The sequence below is a fragment of the Limobrevibacterium gyesilva genome, from assembly GCF_025989185.1.
GTDB classification, from domain to species: Bacteria; Pseudomonadota; Alphaproteobacteria; order Acetobacterales; family Acetobacteraceae; genus Limobrevibacterium; species Limobrevibacterium gyesilva.
Genome location: NZ_JAPDNT010000046.1, coordinates 1 through 16,254, shown reverse-complemented (window position 1 = coordinate 16,254; position 16,254 = coordinate 1). Strand labels below are relative to the sequence as shown.

Sequence of the window (16,254 nt, the reverse complement as noted above, 5' to 3'; positions counted from 1 at the left end):
CGCTGGTGGCGCGGCTGAACGGGGCGCTTGCGGCGGGTGTCGCGGGCGCATTCCCGGCGGCAACGCTGTCGCTGCTCTGCCCGATCGCCGAACGCCTCGCGGCCGGCCCGGCCTTGGCCGTGGAGGACTGGCTGCGCGACACCCTGGCCGCCAACCGGGCCCGCGACGCCGCCGCGGGCACTGGTGGCGTAGGCGCGCACCGGGCGGACATGGCGCTGGCCGACGCCGCCACCGGACTGGGGGCGGCGCAGGCCAGCACCGGGCAGCAGAAGGCGCTGCTGATCGGCGTGATCCTCGGCCATGCCGCCCTGCTGGCCGAGGCGCGCGGCTTCGCCCCGCTGCTGCTGCTGGACGAGCCTGCCGTGCATCTGGACCCCGGCCGCCGCGCGGCGCTGTTCGCGGCACTGGCACGCCTGCCCGCGCAGGTGTTCCTGACGGGAACGGACAGCGACACCTTCCTGCCCTTGCGCGGCGTCGCGGAAGGGTTGCGCACCGGGCATGGCACGCTGCTGCCCGACCCCGATTTTCCCCAGCCGCAGGATCACCAGATGTAGCGATGGGAGCCGCTGCCCGAACACCGCATGGCGCGGCGCGCACGCCTCTCCGGCATGATGGCCTGTGGCCAAACCGGCCGTAAGGCTTTATGATTTTGCATATTCCGCACCGACCCTGGAGCACCAAGCCGGCATGAGTGACAACGCCGCGCCGACCCCCGATTCGCCTGTCGCCGAAACCGATGCGTACGACGCTTCCTCGATCTCCGTGTTGCGGGGACTGGACGCCGTGCGCAAGCGGCCGGGCATGTATATCGGCGACACCGATGACGGCTCCGGTCTGCACCACATGGTGTTCGAGATCATCGACAATGCGGTGGACGAGGCCCAGGCAGGTTTCGCCACCAAGGTTGAGGTGACGCTGAACGGCGACGGCAGCGTGACCGTGCGCGACGACGGCCGCGGCATCCCCACGGACATCCATGCCGAGGAAGGCGTCTCCGCCGCCGAGGTGGTGCTGACCCGGCTGCATGCCGGCGGCAAGTTCAACCAGAACTCCTACAAGGTTTCCGGCGGCCTGCATGGCGTGGGCGCCGCCGTCGTGAACGCCCTGTCCGAATGGATGGACGTGCGCATCTGGCGCAACGGCCACGAGCATTTCATCCGCTTCTGCCATGGCGACGCCGTGGCGCCGCTGCGCGAGGTGGGCCCCAGCGACAGCCCCTGTGGCACCGAGGTCACGTTCAAGCCAAGCACCGGCACCTTCACGAAAGTGGAGTTCGACTACGCATTGCTGGAGCGGCGGCTGCGGGAGCTGGCGTTCCTGAACTCCGGCGTGAGCATCACGCTGCGCGACGAGCGCCACACCGAGCCCGCCGAGAGCGTGTTTCGCTACGAGGGCGGCCTGGTCGCCTTCGTGGAGTGGCTGGACCGCGCCAAGACCCAGGTGTTCACGCCGCCCATCAGCGTGACCGCGAAGGAAGGCGCGCCGGGCGTGAACATGGCCGACATCCGCGTGGAGTTCGCGCTGTCGTGGAACGACAGCTTCCATGAGACCATGCTGTGCTTCACCAACAACATCCCGCAGCGCGACGGCGGCACGCATCTGGCCGGCTTCCGCCAGGCACTGACGCGCGTGGTGACCAAATACGCCGAAGGGATGGGCAAGAAAGACTCCCTGTCCCTGGCCGGCGACGACATGCGCGAGGGCATGACCGCCGTTCTCTCGGTCAAGGTGCCGGACCCGAAATTCTCGTCGCAGACCAAGGACAAGCTGGTCAGCTCCGAGGTGCAGCCGGTGGTGCACGCAGCGGCGGCCGACGCGATCTCGCACTGGTTCGAGACGCATCCGAAAGAGGCCAAGGGCATCATCCAGAAGGTGATGGATGCCGCGGCCGCGCGCGAGGCGGCGCGCAAGGCGCGCGAGCTGACGCGGCGCAAGGGCGTGCTGGACGTGTCCACCCTGCCCGGCAAGCTCGCGGACTGCCAGGAGCGCGACCCCGCGAAATGCGAGCTGTTCATCGTCGAGGGCGACAGCGCCGGCGGCTCGGCCAAGCAGGGACGCGACCGCAAGTTCCAGGCCATCCTGCCGCTGAAGGGCAAGATCCTGAACGTGGAGCGGGCGCGCTTCGACCGCATGCTCGGCAGTGCGGAGATCGGCACGCTGATCACCGCCATGGGCACCGGCATCGGCCACGGCGAGCCCGAGCAGGGCGGCTTCGACATCGGCAAGCTGCGCTACCACCGCATCGTCATCATGACGGACGCGGACGTGGACGGCTCGCATATCCGCACGCTGCTGCTGACGTTCTTCTTCCGGCAGATGCCCGAATTGATCGAGCGCGGACATCTCTACATCGCGCAGCCGCCGCTGTATCGCGCCAAGCGCGGCAACGACGAGCGCTATCTGAAGGACGACGCGGCGCTGGAGCGGTTCCTGCTCGACAAGGTGCTGGCCGAGGCGCGGCTGACCTATGCCGACGGGCGCGTGCTGGAGGGCCCGGAACTGGAAGCCGAAGCAGCGTGGCTGCGCGAGGCGAGCACCCGGCTGCGGCGGCTGTCGGCGACGGTGCCGCTGCCGCTGCTGGAGCAGGCGGCGATCGCCGGCGCGCTGACCCCCGATCCGGTGCGCGCCACCGCCGCGGCGCAACCGCTGGCGCAGCGGCTGGATGGCGTGTCGCTGCCGGCCGAACGCGGCTGGGTGGTGCTGGCCGATGCAAGCGGGCTGACGCTGGCGCGCACCGTGCGCGGCGTGGCCGAGCGCCACGCGCTGGATGTCGCCGCCCTGCGCAGCGCCGAGGCACGCTGGCTGGCGGAACGCGCCGACGCCCTGGCGCAGCGGTTCAAGGCGCCGGCGACACTGAAGCTCGACGCGCAGGAAGTCACCGTCGCCGGCCCCGCCAGCGCGTTCGACCGCATCCTCGCCCATGGCCGCCGGGGCCTCACGATCCAGCGCTTCAAGGGGCTGGGCGAGATGAATCCGGACCAGTTGTGGAAGACCACACTGGACCCCGCCGTCCGCACGCTGTTGCAGGTGCGCGTGGGCGACCTCGAGGATGCGGGCCAGGTGTTCTCCACCCTGATGGGCGATGTGGTGGAGCCGCGGCGGGAGTTCATCGTGGGCAACGCCTTGAAGGTGGCGAATCTCGACGTGTGAGTGCTGCGTGTGGGGTTCGGCAGTCATGCTCGGCACGTGCTTCCTGCTAACATGGCTCCTGCCGGCCGGTCCCGAGGCACGCCGGGTGCCGGTCTGAGACATCGAACGAGTGGAAGGCGGTGGTCGGCCTGCTGCTCGGATTGTCAGCCATCACCGTTCCCTGGGACACGCTGCTGCTGTCCGTCGGCCTCTACATCGTGGTGCCGGTCGTCGCGTCGCAGATCTGGCGTCGATCGATCCTCGCACGTGGCGGGGAAGGAGCCCTGACGCACACGCTGAAGATGCTGCAACCCGCATCCCTCGCCGCACTGCTGGTCACGCTGGTTTTGCTGTTCGGCTTGCAGGGGCGTCAGATCCTTGCGCAGCCGTTGATCATCCTGTTACTGGCGGTGGCCGCTGCGATCAGCTTGTTCGGCTTCGAGAGCGGAGCGGCTCTGGCCACGGTCGTCGGCGTCTTGGTGGAAGTGCAGGTGATGCTCTCGGTCGTCGCCGCGGTGATGCGCAGCCGCTGGTGGTACGAACGTGGCCGCCCGATGGTCGCAAGGGTGGGGGAAAGCGGCGGCAGGGCGGCGACCCATCCACGGTGAGGGAGGTGCCGCTATGGATCAAACTCATGCCGGCCGAGCGCGCGATGATCTCCCACTAGGTCGATGAATGTGGAATTTCCGGTGTCGAACGGATCGTGCGTGCACTCAGGCGTTGCGATGCGGATAACGAGGGGCAGTAGCCAATTGCGGGCTGCTCAGTTGGGCACGGTCCCGATGGAAAACTGGAAGCCATCCCAATCTTCATAATACGCCTGGTAGCCCTTGCTTTGCATGCACACGAGCAGTTTCCGCATCAAGCCATTCGAGATATCCCTGCACGCTTGCATGTCGGCTGCCATTGTCTGGCTCGGAGAGAATCGGAACCTCCCCTGATCGGGAGGCTTGGCACACGAACAGAGGGAAATCGCAATCAGACCAAGGATGAGCTTGCACATTCTTTCCTCGTCCTATTCGGTTCAGTGAATTTTCAGCACTTGAGCCGGGTCGACGATGGTCCGCTTCGATACTGTCTCTGGCCCCGTTCAAAAGTCCATCGTTTTAAGGGCGCGTCTCAGCTGCTTGATCGACCACCGCAGAAGCTGGCCTTCACGCATGTGGAAGATCTCGTCCGCGCGGTGATGGATGTGGCACGGCGGGCTGTAGCCGGGGCGGTGGATCACAAGCGCTGACTGATCGGGGCTGGTCCTGCAAGTCGGAGACGCTGGCGAAGACTGTTTCGAACCCGCCGGGCACGACGGCCATCGGGATGCCCACAGCAACGCCAGCAGCGGAAGGAAGCCGTTCAAGCCGCGATTCAGGATTGACCGCGCGGCTCGGCCGTTGCCAGAAAATCCACGGCCGGACCGCCCCGCCCCCTGGACGAGATCAAATCGGAAAGATGGGCGGGATCATTGGAATCCGCACTATTTCCGCCTCGCGAGCATAGGTGTTCGGACGCCCCAGAAGCGGAGCCGAGAACCACCACCGAACCGGGGAGAGCCCCATGAATACCAGCAAGGCCACCGAAGCAATCGACCAGGATCGCCGCCGGCTTCTGGGCGCGGCCACGATGGGCATCGCTGCCGCCGGTGCCGTGAGCCTGTTCCCGTCACGACTCGTTACTGCGCCCGCAGGCGATGCCATTCGTCCCTTCCGCGTCGACGTAGCGGACGACCAACTCGTCGATCTCCGCCGCCGCATCGCCGCCACGCGATGGCCCGACCGAGAGACGGTCGATGATCGCTCGCAGGGCGTACAGCTCGCAAAACTCCAGGAGCTGGTGCGTTATTGGGGAACGGGCTACGACTGGCGCAAGGCCGAGGCCAAGCTGAACGCCTTGCCTCAATTCATAACAACGATCGATGGCGTGGACATTCACTTCATCCGCGCCCGCTCGCGTCATCCGAACGCCATGCCGCTCATCATGACCCATGGCTGGCCCGGCTCCGTTTTTGAGCTTCTGAAGACCATTGGTCCGCTTACAGATCCTCCGGCTTATGGCGGGCGCGCAGAGGATGCCTTCGACCTCGTTCTGCCCTCGATGCCGGGTTACGGCTTCTCCGGCAAGCCAACGGGCACCGGTTGGGACCTTGACCACATTGCGCGAGCCTGGGCGGAGCTGATGAAGCGCCTCGGGTACGCAAGCTACGTCGCCCAGGGCCGCGACTGGGGCGCCCCCGTCTCCAGCGCGATGGCGCGCCAGGCGCCGGCGGGATTGCTCGGCATCCACATCAACTTGCCCGCGACGGCACCGCCCGAGGTGGCCGCGGTACTCAGCGCCGGCGGGCCCGCGCCCGCGGGACTCTCCGAGAAGGAACGCGCGGCGTTCGAATCGCTCGACACGTTCTACAAGAAGTACAGAGCCTACTCCGTGATGATGGCCACGCGGCCGCAGACGATAGGCTACGCCTTGACGGATTCTCCAGCGGGGCTCGCGGCCTGGGTGTATGACTACAACAACGGCGAGCCCGAGCGCTCGCTCACCAGAGACGAGATGCTGGACGACATCACGCTGTACTGGCTGACGGACAGCGCGACCTCGTCGGCGCGGCTGTACTGGGAGAACGGTGCACGAGGCATAACAATTGCGGCCGCGCAGAAGACCGCCGAGATCTCCCTCCCGGTGGCCATCACGGTATTTCCGGGGGAGATCTATCGAGCCCCGGAGACATGGGCGCGGCGCGCCTATCGCAACCTGATCTACTTCCACGAGGTCGACAAGGGCGGACACTTCGCGGCCTGGGAGGAACCCGAACTCTTCAGCGCCGAACTGCGAGCCGCGTTCAGGTCGCTCCGCTAATCCCGGCCGGCAGCCCGAATTCGCGATTGCTTGTGATGTCGCCTGTTCTGAACCCTGATCCGTGACTGCCGGATTACTTATGGGTTCAACTGCGCACAGTTGAAGGAGGCACAGTATGATACCAACGGCCCTTGACGATGACCCTTCCATCGTCAAGGGCCGTTGGTATCGCGCGCCGATCCGCTTGCGGCACGCAAGCGCGTGCCTGTCGCGGGCTTGGTGGGCGTCGGCGCGCAAAATAACGACTCATACCAACGGTCATTCTTCATGGCCGCTGGTATGAGACGGATTGCTTTCGTGCTGGTTGCAGTTATGGCGCTGGCTGGCGTGGTCGCCTACATGGCCCCCGCATCTGGACAGGCCGACGGAGAGGCCACCCCGATCTTCGGAATCAAAATCCCCCCGGGATACCGTGACTGGAAGCTGATCTCCGTGGCCCACGAAGAAGGCAACCTCAACGATTTGCGCGCCATTCTGGGCAACGACGCAGCGATCACCGCCTCCCGGGAAGGGACGCTTCCGTTCCCGGATGGTACAATCATTGCGCGGCTCGCCTGGAGTTACGCCCCCTTGGAGGAAAGCAGCAAAGCCTTTGGCCGTCTCCAATCTTTCGTGGCCGGGCCACCCAGGAACGGGGTTCAGTTCATGGTCAAGGACTCAAGAAAATACGCTTCGACCGGCGGCTGGGGGTTCGCTCAATTCGACGACGGCAAACCCGCCGACGAGGCGGTGCACAACACCTGCTTTCCCTGCCACTCGGCCGCCAAAGCTCGCGACTTCGTCTTCAACCGTTACGCGCCTTGAGACGGAGAGCCGCAAAAGATTCAACAACGGATGCGATTAAAGCGTCAGAAGAAATCAACCATGATCGCCGCCGGCTTTCGGGCACGGCCACTCTCATGTTCACCACTTCAAGCTGCAGGCACGGAAATTCCTTGCTCGTTCGTCAAGCTGTTCAGCATGGCGTCGCTGGGCAGGGCAGAAGACACGATCGTGAAACGACGGTCGATCATGCCCTGATGCGCGGATTGGCTACCGCCGGACCGGTGATGCGTCGCGGAGCGTTCCCTGTCCAGGGCCATGCCCGCGCACTTCTCCCCGCCTGCCCGCCTCGGCAACAGCGAAGCCCTGCCCCGGACCCGTGCGCAGGGAATCAGCGGGCGGCGGAACGCCTGAGCGCGATGGGCACCAGCGCCAGCACCAGCACGATGTTCAGGACAGCGGCTCCGCACAGGGTGGCCAACGTCGCTGTCGGCCCGAACGCATCCATCAGCCAGGCACCGAGAGAGGAGGACGCCGCCTGCGCGATCAGCGTCGGCATTGCGATGCGCCCCATCAGGATGGCGTAACCTTCGCGGCCGAACAGCGCCAACGGGACAGTGCCGCGGGCGATGGAGCGGATGCCGCTGCCCGAGCCGTAAATGACGATGCCTGCCGCGGCGACGGAGACGTCTCCAACGAGCATGCCAAGGCCGATGGCGACCAGCACCGCCGAGGCGACAAGGCTCCAGATCGGGTGCGCCCTCCGGCCGAAAGCCATCTCCAACACCCGCGCGCCAACCTGGCTGGGCCCGATGAGTGCACCCAAGCCAACGGCTGCCGCCTACGCGACTCCACGCGATTGCAACAGCGTCCGCAAGTGCACGGCGATCACTGTCATGATGACGGCGGCCAGCGTGAAACCTGCCGCCAGGAGGATGAAGGCGACCCGCTGCTCCTGCTGTATCTGTCAGGGCGCCGTCGCAATGGAACTCCCTGGGGGCTGCGGGCATTCTCGCCAAACAACCGCCCCAACGTCGAGAAGGCCGGATCGTAGAGACCCGCCCCCATCCCGAGGCCGATGATGACCCAGGCGGCCACGAAGGTGAGCAGCGTCGGCGCGAGGCCGACCGCCAGCAGGCCAAGTGCCAGCAGGACGGCGCTCGCCGGCAGAATCTTGTTTCCGCTCAAGGGCGAAATCAGCCTCAAGGCTCCCTGCGGACGACCGGCCGCGCTTGATGATCGCTCTGCCGTCACCACGGGCCGGACGACCGGGCGACACCGCTCGATGGCCCAGGTGAACGGGGGGGCCTCGCGCCGGGCAGGCCGGCCGAGTAGGCTCGCCGCATGTCGGATCGCAGCCTGATCAACTTGAACTGGCTGAACCTGTTCGTCGCACAGACGCAGACGGGGTTTGGGGCGTTCCTCTCGGTCTATCTGACCACGCATATGTGGACGACCACCGATATCGGCTTCGCGCTGAGCGTGGGCACGGTCGCCGTCATGGTCGCCCAGGTGCCGGCCGGCGCACTGGTCGATGCGGTGCCGAGCAAGCGTCACGCGGCCGCGGCCGCCATCGTGGTCATCGTCGCGGCGGCCATGATCATCGCCTTCTGGCCGCTGACCGGCCCGGTGCTGCTGGCCCAGGTGCTGCAGGGTGCCGCAAGCTGCGTGCTGACGCCGGCCATCGCCGCCATCACGCTCGCCCTCGCCCGCGAGGACGCCCTCGGCGAGCGGCTGGGCGGCAACGTGCGCTTCGCCGCCGTCGGCAGCGGGCTGGCGGCCCTGTTCATGGGCGCGCTGGGCACATGGTTCTCGCACCGCGCCATCCTCTATCTGGCCGCCGCCTGCGGGCTGGCCGCGCTCGGCGCGTTGCAGGGCATCCGCGCGGCGGACCTGGAGGCCGCCGCCACCCGCACCGGCCACCTGGCCGCCCTCCCGAAGCGGGCGCGCAAGCACCGCGAGACTCCCAAGGCGGATGTCGTCTGCGATCGCTGCCTGCTGACCTTCGCGGCCTGCATGGCCCTGTTCCACCTGGGCAACGCCGCGGTGCTGCCGATCGCGGCGAGCGCCATCACCCGGACCGGCGGGCACGGCTCGGACCTGGTCGTGGCCGCCACCATCATCGTGCCACAGGCCCTGGCCGCCCTGCTGTCGCCCCGCATGGGCCGGGCCGCCCAGGCCTGGGGCCGGCGCCCGGTGCTGTTGCTGGGCTTCGTCGCCCTGCCGTTGCGGGCGCTCCTGTTCGCCACCGATGGCGACCCCTATCTGATGGTCGCCTATCAGGCGCTGGACGGCATCAGCGCCGCGGTGCTGGGCGTCATGGTGCCGCTGGTCGTCGCCGACATCACCCGGCAGGGTGGACGGTTCAACCTGGCAATGGGAATTGTCGGCCTGGCGGTGGGCATCGGCGCCACCCTGAGCACCCTGCTCGCCGGCGCCATCGCCGACCGGGCCGGCGATGGGGTGGCGTTCGTCGTTCTCGGCGCCGCGGGGGCGGCGGCCTGCCTGCTGGCATGGCTGGCACTGCCGGAGACCACCCCGCGGCTGGCGCGAACGGCGCCACGCCCGGCCTGACCCGCGACCGCAGAACAAGGAGCCCCTGATGCCACTCGAGATCACAGTCGGCCCACCGCAGCTGGTCGTGCATTACGGGCAGCTGGTCTGGTCGGCCGAACCCGACGGACAGGTGCTGGGGGACAGCAAGAAGGGGCTGATCTTCCGCGACACCAGGTTGATCAGCTACTGGCGCCTGTATGCCAACGGCGAATCCTGGGAATTGCTGAACGGCGGCGCGGTCACGCATTTTGCCGCCAGGGTGTTCCTGACCAACCGCGCGATCCCGACCCAGGAAGGTCAGATTCCGCCCAGGACGCTGAGCCTGGTGCTTGGGCGCTGGGCCAGCGGCGGCGTGCACGAGGACCTGGACCTGACCAATCACGGCATGCAGCCGGTGCGGTTCAACCTCGAGCTCTCCATCCGCTCGGACTTCGCCGACCTGTTCGAGGTGAAGACCGGCCGCATCGTCCGCCGCGGGCGCATCACCACCGAATGGTCGGACATGGCCCAGTCCCTGGAGACCTGCTACACCAACGCCGATTTCCGGCGCGGCATCATCGTCAGCGCACGCTCCGAAGGCCCGGCCGTCTACGCCAATGGCCGCATCAGCTTCGACATCACCCTGAATCCCGGCGCGTCGTGGCACGCCTGCCTGCTGTATGAAATCATCGATGACGGCCAGGGCTGTGCCGCGCCCGGCGGCTGCATCGCCGAGGCGACGACCTCGCCGGCGGCGGCGAGCCTTGCCGCCTGGCGGGACGGGGCGACCAGGATCACCACCGGCAACGACGAGCTCGACCGCCAGTTCGCCCAGGCGGTGGATGACATCGCCGCCCTGCGCATGCCCATCGACGGCATGACGGTTCCGGCCGCGGGCCTGCCCTGGTTCCTCGCCCCGTTTGGCCGCGACAGCCTGATCGTCTCCATGCAGACGCTGCCGGTGACGCCGGAACTGGCCCGCGGCGCGCTCGCCGTGCTGGGTGCGCGCCAGTCGCGCGAGCTGGACGACGCGCGCGACGCCGAGCCAGGCAAGATCCTGCACGAGCAGCGCCTGGGCGAGCTGGCGCATTTCAAGCTCATTCCGCACACGCCGTATTTCGGCTCGGCGGACGCCACGCCGCTGTATCTGATGCTGCTGCACGCGGCGTGGCGCTGGATCGGCGATTCCATGCTGAGCGAGGCGCATCTGGAGGTGGCCGAGCGCTGCCTGTCCTGGATCGACGACTACGGCGACCGCGACGGCGACGGTTTCCAGGAGTACCAGACGCGCTCGCCGCTGGGCTACGAGAACATGGGCTGGAAGGACGCGCTCGACGCCGTGCTGTATCCGGACGGCACCATGGTCAAGGGGCCGAAGGCGCTGTGCGAGCTGCAGGGCTATGTCTACGCCGCCTGGACCGGCATGGCGGAAATCCACGCCGCCCTGGGCAACCCGGCCCGCGCCGCCGAGCTGCGCGGCAAGGCCACTGCGCTGTACAATCGCTTCAACGATGCCTTCTGGGACGAAGAATGGGGCTTCTATGCGTTTGCGCTGGATGGCGAAAAACGCAAGGTGCTCACCGCCGCCTCCAATGTCGGGCACTGCCTGTGGACCGGCATCGTCCGGCCGGACCGGGCGCGGCGGGTGATGGAGCGGCTGATGGCGCCGGACATGTTCAGCGGCTGGGGAATCCGCACCTTGTCGTCCAGGCATCCGGCGTTCAACCCGTATTCCTATCACAACGGCTCGGTCTGGCCGCACGACAACGGGCTGATCGCCGAAGGGTTCAAGCGCTACGGCTTCATCGAGGCGGCGGCCCGCGTGGCCCACGCGATCAGCGATTCCGCCGCCTATTTCGCCATGCACCAGGTGCCCGAGCTGTATGCGGGTGTCGCGCGGAACGGCTCGGATTTCCCGGTGCAGTGCCTCGGCGCCAACGTGCCGCAGGCCTGGGCCGCCGGCTCGGCCTTCTCGTTCCTGCAGGCGGCCCTGGGGCTGGCGCCGGACGCGCCGAACAACCGGCTCTATGTGGACCCGGTGCTGCCGGACTGGCTGTCGGAGATCACGGTCGCGGGGCTGGATGTGGGCCAGCAGAGCTTCGACATCCACTTCCATCGCGAGGGGGCGGCCACGCGGTTCACCGTGCTGCGCGGCGATCCCGCTGCAGTCGTGTGGCGCGCGTTCACATAGCCCGACGCCGGGTCAAGCCCGGCTTTCGCGCCAGCGGCGCCAGCCGGCGGCGCGCAGCTCGCAGGCCGGGCAGGCGCCGCAGCCGTAGCCCCAGTCATGCAACCGGCTGCGGTCGCCGAGATAGCAGCTGTGGGTGCGCTCCACGATCACCTGGACCAGTTCATGGCCGCCGAGTTCCTCGGCCAGTTCCCAGGTCGCGGCCTTGTCGATCCACATCAACGGCGTCTCCAGCACGAAGCGGCGGTTCATGCCCAGGTTCAACGCCAGCTGCATCGCCTTGATGGTGTCGTCGCGGCAGTCGGGATAGCCGGAGTAGTCGGTCTCGCACATGCCGCCGACGATCCGGCGCAGGCCACGGCGGAAGGCAATCGCCGCGGCATAGGTCAGGAACAGCAGGTTGCGCCCGGGCACGAAGGTGTTGGGCAGGCCCTCGTCGGTCATGCGGATCTCGGCCTCGCCGGTCAGCGCCGTGGCACCGATCGCAGCGAGGCCCGTGCCCATGTCGACCACGTGGTCGGGGCCGAGCCGATCGCCCCAGCCCGCCAGTGCCGCGATGCCCTGGCGCACCGGCTCGCGGCACTCCATCTCCACGGCGTGGCGCTGGCCGTAGGTGAAGCCCACGGTTTCCACGTGCGGATAGCGGTCCAGCGCCCAGGCCAGGCAGGTCGTGGAATCCTGACCGCCGGAGAACAGCACCAGGGCGGAATCGGTCATGTGCATAAGGGCCTCCTGATCGTGCGCCAGAGCAATATCGGCACTGATGCAAGCGCGTAGCGATTCCATGCCGATGAAATTTCTCGTCAAATATGAGCTGGAGCCTGTTCGTCTGAGACGAACAGGCTCCAGTGTTCCACGGATGGCCCCTCTTCGTCGCCGGGCGGCGCCACCATATGATGTGCCCATGAACCTCGATTTCAGCGAATCCGAGATCCGCCGCTACTCCCGCCACATCCTGCTCGACGAGGTCGGCGGCACCGGCCAGGCCAGGCTGCGGGACGCGCGCGTGCTGGTGGTGGGCGCCGGCGGGCTGGGCAGCCCGGTGCTGCTGTATCTGGCGGCCGCGGGCGTGGGCAGGATCGGCCTGATCGACGACGACGTGGTGGAAATCTCCAACCTGCAACGCCAGATCGCTCACACCACCGCCGGGATCGGCGCGCCGAAGGTGGAGTGTGCGGCCGCTGCGGCGCGGGCGATCAATCCGGAAGTGGCGATCGACGTCCACCGCATCCGCCTGACCCCCGACAACGCGCTGGCGCTGATCGCCGGCTACGACATCGTCTGCGACGGCACCGATAATTTCCCCACCCGCTTCCTGGTCGCCGATGCCTGCGTCCTCGCCCGACGCACCCTGGTCTCCGCCGCGGTGCTGCGCTTCGAGGGCCAGCTCTCGGTGTTCAAGCCGCACGCGCACGGCCCGGACGGCGCCCGCTTCCCCTGCTACCGCTGCCTGTACCCCGAGCCGCCGCCGGACGGGCTGGTGCCCACCTGCAGCGAGGCCGGCGTGCTGGGCGCGGTGACCGGCGTGATGGGCACGCTGCAGGCAACCGAGGTGCTGAAGGAGATCCTGGGCGTCGGCGACACGCTGGCCGGCCGGCTGCTGATCTGGGACGCGCTGGCCACGCGCTTCCGCACAGTGCGGCTGAAGCGCGATCCGCATTGTCCGGCCTGCGGCGACCACGCCACCCTGCGCGACCTGTCCGCCCATCTTCCTGCCGCGGCGCCCGCCTGTGCCGTCTGAGCCGCTCGGGATATTGCTGATCTCCGGCACCCACGAACGGGCGCACTACGCCTTCGTGCTGGCCGCCGGCGCTGCTGCGGTCGGGCGCGGCGTGGTGCTGTTCGCCACCAACGACGGCTGCCGCGCGCTGCTGGCCGACTGGTCGGCGCTGGCCGATCCCGGCCGCGACGCCGCCGTGCGCGCCCACGGGGTGGCCGGACTGGGCGAGTTGCGCGACGCCGCCGCCGAGCTGGGCGTGCGCCTGATCGCCTGCGAGGCCGGGCTGCGCATGGCCGGGCTGGACGGCACGACACTCGCACCGGGGGTGGAGATCGCGGGAATCACGACCTTCCTGGAGGCGGCGAAGGGCGGACAGATCGTGTCGCTGTGATACGGCTCTTGACCCGATGCGGCGCGACTTGGCACGCATGCACCATGATCATGCGCCGGCTCATCGTATTGTGCCTGGCGGTGGCGGCGCTGCCGGCCCTGCCCCGGATGGCCCTGGCCCAGATGCAGCCGCAGTCGCCGTCCGGCGTGCTGCAACTGCCGCCCAAGGGACAGAAAGCCCCCGCGTCGGCGACGCCGGCCACCAGCCCGCCGCAGCCAGCGCCGCGCGCCGCCGTGCAGCAGGTCGCCCCGTTCGCGTCGCCGCCGGTGCGCACGACCTCCCAACTCGGCCATTCCGCGCCGAGCAAGCCGACCCCGGTGGTGCAGCCGCCGGCCAACGCCCACGCCCAGAAGCCGCCGGCGGTGAAGGCAGGGGCGAAGGCGGGGGCTGCCGCCGCAGGCGTGGCGGCCGGCACCGCCGCGGCCCATGCAGCGAAGCCAGCCCCCGCCGCGCCCGCTGCCCCGGCCACGCCGGTCCCCGACACCCCTAAGCCGGCCGAGCCGTTGAAGGGCACCACCACCGGACAGGCCTTGCCGCGCTGGGCCTCGCTGCGCTCCGACGAGGTCAACCTGCGGACCGGCCCGGGCACCCGCTATCCCGTGGACTGGGTGTATCGCCGCCGCGACCTGCCGGTGGAAATCGAGCGCGAATTCGAGGTCTGGCGCCTGGTGCAGGATCAGGACGGCGTGAAAGGCTGGGTGCACCAGGCCACCCTGACCGCCCGGCGCAGCTTCGTGGTGAAAGGCGCCGAGCGGGCGCTGCGCCGCTCCCCTTCGGACGACGCCGCCCCGGTGGCACTGCTGAAGCCCGGCGTCGTCGGCCGCATCCGCACCTGCGAAGCCGGCAAGGTCTGGTGCGAGATGCAGGTGGGCGACTATCGCGGCTGGCTGAAGCGCGACGAGGTCTGGGGCACATATCCGGGCGAGGCTATCAACTGAATGCTCTAGCTTATTGTTTTGGCGAGCAATTTTATCACTCGGCGATGCCGCCTACAGCGATATTGCTCTGGCCGACGACGGCGCTATCATTCCCGGTATGGAAAAAGACGTTCCGCGTGCCACGCACGACCTTGGCGGCGTGTCGAAGTTCATGTGCGAACCGGTCGACACCGAACCCCACGCGTTCACCGATTTCGACCGCGAGGTCGATGCCATCCGCCAGCTGCTGGGCATGAAAAAGATCATGTCCGTGGACGAGTTGCGCCGCGGCGTCGAATCGATCCCCGAGGCGGACTACCACCGGCTGACCTACTACCAGCGCTGGATCCGCTCGATCACCGACACCCTGCTGCGCAAGGGCGTGATCACCGAGGCCGAATTGCGCGCGGCGCTGGAGGCGGGATGATGTTGCGCCCCGGCACCCGCGTGCACGTGAAGAACGACTGGCCGGAGACCCGCGGCCCCTGCCATATCCGCACGCCCCACTACCTGCGCGGCGAGACCGGCACGGTGCTGCGCCATCTCGGCGACTTCCCCAACCCTGAGGACCTGGCGTTCGCCCGGCCGGCGCCGAAGCTGCCGCTGTACCACGTGCGTTTCGACCAGCCGGCGCTGTGGCACGAAGGCCGGGCCGGCGACGAGGTGGTGGTGGAAATCTACGGCAGCTGGCTGGAGGCCGCGTTATGAGCATTCTCGAAACCGACGGCGACCGGCTGCTGACCGCTCTCCGCGGCCTGCTGGCGGCCAAGGGCATCGCCACGCCGCAGGAGATCGCCGAGCGCATCCGCATCACCGAAGGCGGCAGTCCGGCCCAGGGCGCGCGCATGGTGGCGAAGGCGTGGGTCGATCCCGCCTACCGCGCGCTGATGCTGTCCGACGGCGCCCGCGCGGCCGAGCAGCTGGGCATTCCCATGCGCGGCGCCCCGCCGCTGGGCGTGCTGGAAGACACCCCCGAGCTGCATAACCTGGTGGTCTGCACGTTGTGCAGTTGCTACCCGCGCGCCGTGCTGGGCTATCCGCCGTTCTGGTTCAAGTCCGCCGCCTACCGCGCCCGCGCCGTGCGCGATCCGCGCGGCCTGCTGACGGAATGGGGCACGGTGCTGCCCGACCACGTGAAGCTGCGCGTGGTGGACAGCACCGCCGACTACCGTTGGATGGTGCTGCCGCTGCAGCCCGCCGGCACCGAGGGTTGGCCGGAGGAAAAGCTCGCCGGCATCGTCCGCGAGGGCGACATGATCGGGGTGACGTTCCCGGCGGCCGGCTAGCGCGTGATCGCCTGAGGCGGAATCGTCGGAAGGCGTGAATCGCGCGCTCAAACAACAACACAGAGCATGATCGGTGCTTCTGTCTGCACCGATCATGCTCTGACGCTCACTGCTCCAGCCGATAGGCGACCCGGGCGGTGAATTCCGCGCGCGCCGGGTCCGATCCCGTCGGCGCGGGGGGCAGCTTTGCGCCGCGCAACATCGCCAGCGTCGCCGCATCCAGCGACTCGTGACCCGAGCTGCGTTGGATCGTCGCGTCGAGAATGTGACCGTCCCGATCCAGGGTGAAGCGCACGATCACCACCCCCTCGTCCCCGCGTAGCCTCGCGTCCCTGGGGTACACCTGATGGATGCGCAGCCAGGCGGCGATCACGCGCTGCCAGTCGGGCCCGGGCGCCGCCGGGGCAGCTGACGCAGCGGGCGCCGACGACGGCGGTGCCGGCGCGCCAGGGCCGGGCGCGGCCGGCGCGGCAGGTGAC

18 protein-coding genes are annotated in these 16,254 nt (G+C 68.4%); 13 read left to right on the top strand and 5 right to left on the bottom strand.

Annotated elements, in window-relative coordinates; all coding sequences use genetic code 11:
* The 5 genes from OL599_RS24445 to OL599_RS24425 form a co-directional block, all read left to right on the top strand.
* A partial coding sequence (locus OL599_RS24445) for an AAA family ATPase (RefSeq protein ID WP_408886990.1) occupies positions 1–554 on the top strand: 554 nt, incomplete at its 5' end.
* Positions 555–687: 133 nt separating this feature from the next.
* Entirely contained in the window at positions 688–3,150 is a 2,463-nt protein-coding gene (gene gyrB / locus OL599_RS24440) for a DNA topoisomerase (ATP-hydrolyzing) subunit B (RefSeq protein ID WP_264716671.1), read from the top strand.
* Between the two features lie 119 nt (positions 3,151–3,269).
* Complete coding sequence (locus OL599_RS24435) at positions 3,270–3,737, top strand: arsenic resistance protein (protein ID WP_456306720.1); 468 nt, start codon at positions 3,270–3,272, stop codon at positions 3,735–3,737.
* A gap of 943 nt (positions 3,738–4,680) precedes the next feature.
* Positions 4,681–5,976 carry an epoxide hydrolase family protein gene (locus OL599_RS24430; RefSeq protein ID WP_264716670.1) on the top strand — a complete coding sequence of 432 codons (1,296 nt, stop codon included), beginning with the start codon at positions 4,681–4,683 and terminating at the stop codon, positions 5,974–5,976.
* 201 nt (positions 5,977–6,177) lie between these two features.
* Complete coding sequence (locus OL599_RS24425; protein ID WP_264716668.1) at positions 6,178–6,780, top strand: cytochrome P460 family protein; 603 nt, start codon at positions 6,178–6,180, stop codon at positions 6,778–6,780.
* 107 nt (positions 6,781–6,887) lie between these two features.
* Here the strand turns inward: OL599_RS24425 and OL599_RS24420 are convergent, their stop codons facing one another.
* The 3 genes from OL599_RS24420 to OL599_RS24410 all read right to left on the bottom strand — a co-directional run bounded on the left by OL599_RS24420 (position 6,888) and on the right by OL599_RS24410 (position 7,926).
* Entirely contained in the window at positions 6,888–7,058 is a 171-nt protein-coding gene (locus tag OL599_RS24420) for a hypothetical protein (RefSeq protein WP_264716667.1), read from the bottom strand.
* Positions 7,059–7,129: 71 nt separating this feature from the next.
* Positions 7,130–7,516 carry a hypothetical protein gene (locus OL599_RS24415; RefSeq protein WP_264716666.1) on the bottom strand — a complete coding sequence of 129 codons (387 nt, stop codon included), beginning with the start codon at positions 7,514–7,516 and terminating at the stop codon, positions 7,130–7,132.
* Between the two features lie 116 nt (positions 7,517–7,632).
* The gene (locus OL599_RS24410) at positions 7,633–7,926 is read right to left on the bottom strand and encodes a hypothetical protein (protein ID WP_264716665.1); all 294 of its coding nucleotides are present in this window, start codon (positions 7,924–7,926) and stop codon (positions 7,633–7,635) included.
* A gap of 156 nt (positions 7,927–8,082) precedes the next feature.
* Between OL599_RS24410 and OL599_RS24405 the strand changes: the two genes are divergently transcribed.
* Together OL599_RS24405 and OL599_RS24400 are read left to right on the top strand one after the other, a co-directional pair.
* Positions 8,083–9,312 (top strand): MFS transporter, encoded by a 1,230-nt coding sequence (locus OL599_RS24405; protein ID WP_264716664.1) that lies wholly within the window; start codon positions 8,083–8,085, stop codon positions 9,310–9,312.
* Positions 9,313–9,340: 28 nt separating this feature from the next.
* On the top strand, positions 9,341–11,464 hold the full coding sequence (locus OL599_RS24400) for an amylo-alpha-1,6-glucosidase (protein ID WP_264716662.1): 2,124 nt from the start codon (positions 9,341–9,343) through the stop codon (positions 11,462–11,464).
* Between the two features lie 12 nt (positions 11,465–11,476).
* Here the strand turns inward: OL599_RS24400 and queC are convergent, their stop codons facing one another.
* A complete protein-coding gene (queC, locus tag OL599_RS24395) occupies positions 11,477–12,178 on the bottom strand; it encodes a 7-cyano-7-deazaguanine synthase QueC (protein WP_264716661.1) in 702 nt (233 codons plus the stop codon).
* A gap of 187 nt (positions 12,179–12,365) precedes the next feature.
* On the opposite strand from queC, the gene OL599_RS24390 reads away from it, so the two are divergent.
* From OL599_RS24390 to OL599_RS24365, 6 genes are read left to right on the top strand one after another with little or no spacing between them, the layout of a single operon-like run.
* A complete protein-coding gene (locus tag OL599_RS24390; protein WP_264716660.1) occupies positions 12,366–13,202 on the top strand; it encodes a HesA/MoeB/ThiF family protein in 837 nt (278 codons plus the stop codon).
* Positions 13,192–13,572 carry a DsrE/DsrF/DrsH-like family protein gene (locus OL599_RS24385; RefSeq protein WP_264716659.1) on the top strand — a complete coding sequence of 127 codons (381 nt, stop codon included), beginning with the start codon at positions 13,192–13,194 and terminating at the stop codon, positions 13,570–13,572. The genes OL599_RS24390 and OL599_RS24385 overlap by 11 nt, the downstream gene beginning before the upstream one ends.
* Before the next feature lie 50 nt (positions 13,573–13,622).
* Positions 13,623–14,510 (top strand): SH3 domain-containing protein, encoded by an 888-nt coding sequence (locus OL599_RS24380; protein ID WP_264716658.1) that lies wholly within the window; start codon positions 13,623–13,625, stop codon positions 14,508–14,510.
* Positions 14,511–14,523: 13 nt separating this feature from the next.
* Positions 14,524–14,916, top strand: a complete 393-nt coding sequence (locus tag OL599_RS24375; RefSeq protein WP_264716656.1) for a nitrile hydratase subunit beta — start codon at positions 14,524–14,526, stop codon at positions 14,914–14,916.
* The gene (locus OL599_RS24370; RefSeq protein ID WP_264716655.1) at positions 14,913–15,197 is read left to right on the top strand and encodes a nitrile hydratase subunit beta; all 285 of its coding nucleotides are present in this window, start codon (positions 14,913–14,915) and stop codon (positions 15,195–15,197) included. Before OL599_RS24375 ends, OL599_RS24370 begins: the two co-directional genes overlap by 4 nt.
* Positions 15,194–15,775: a nitrile hydratase subunit alpha gene (locus tag OL599_RS24365; RefSeq protein WP_264716654.1), complete on the top strand. Its 582-nt coding sequence runs from the start codon at positions 15,194–15,196 to the stop codon at positions 15,773–15,775. Before OL599_RS24370 ends, OL599_RS24365 begins: the two co-directional genes overlap by 4 nt.
* Before the next feature lie 106 nt (positions 15,776–15,881).
* Here the strand turns inward: OL599_RS24365 and OL599_RS24360 are convergent.
* The coding region (locus OL599_RS24360) for an energy transducer TonB (RefSeq protein ID WP_264716653.1) at positions 15,882–16,254 on the bottom strand (373 nt) is incomplete at its 5' end.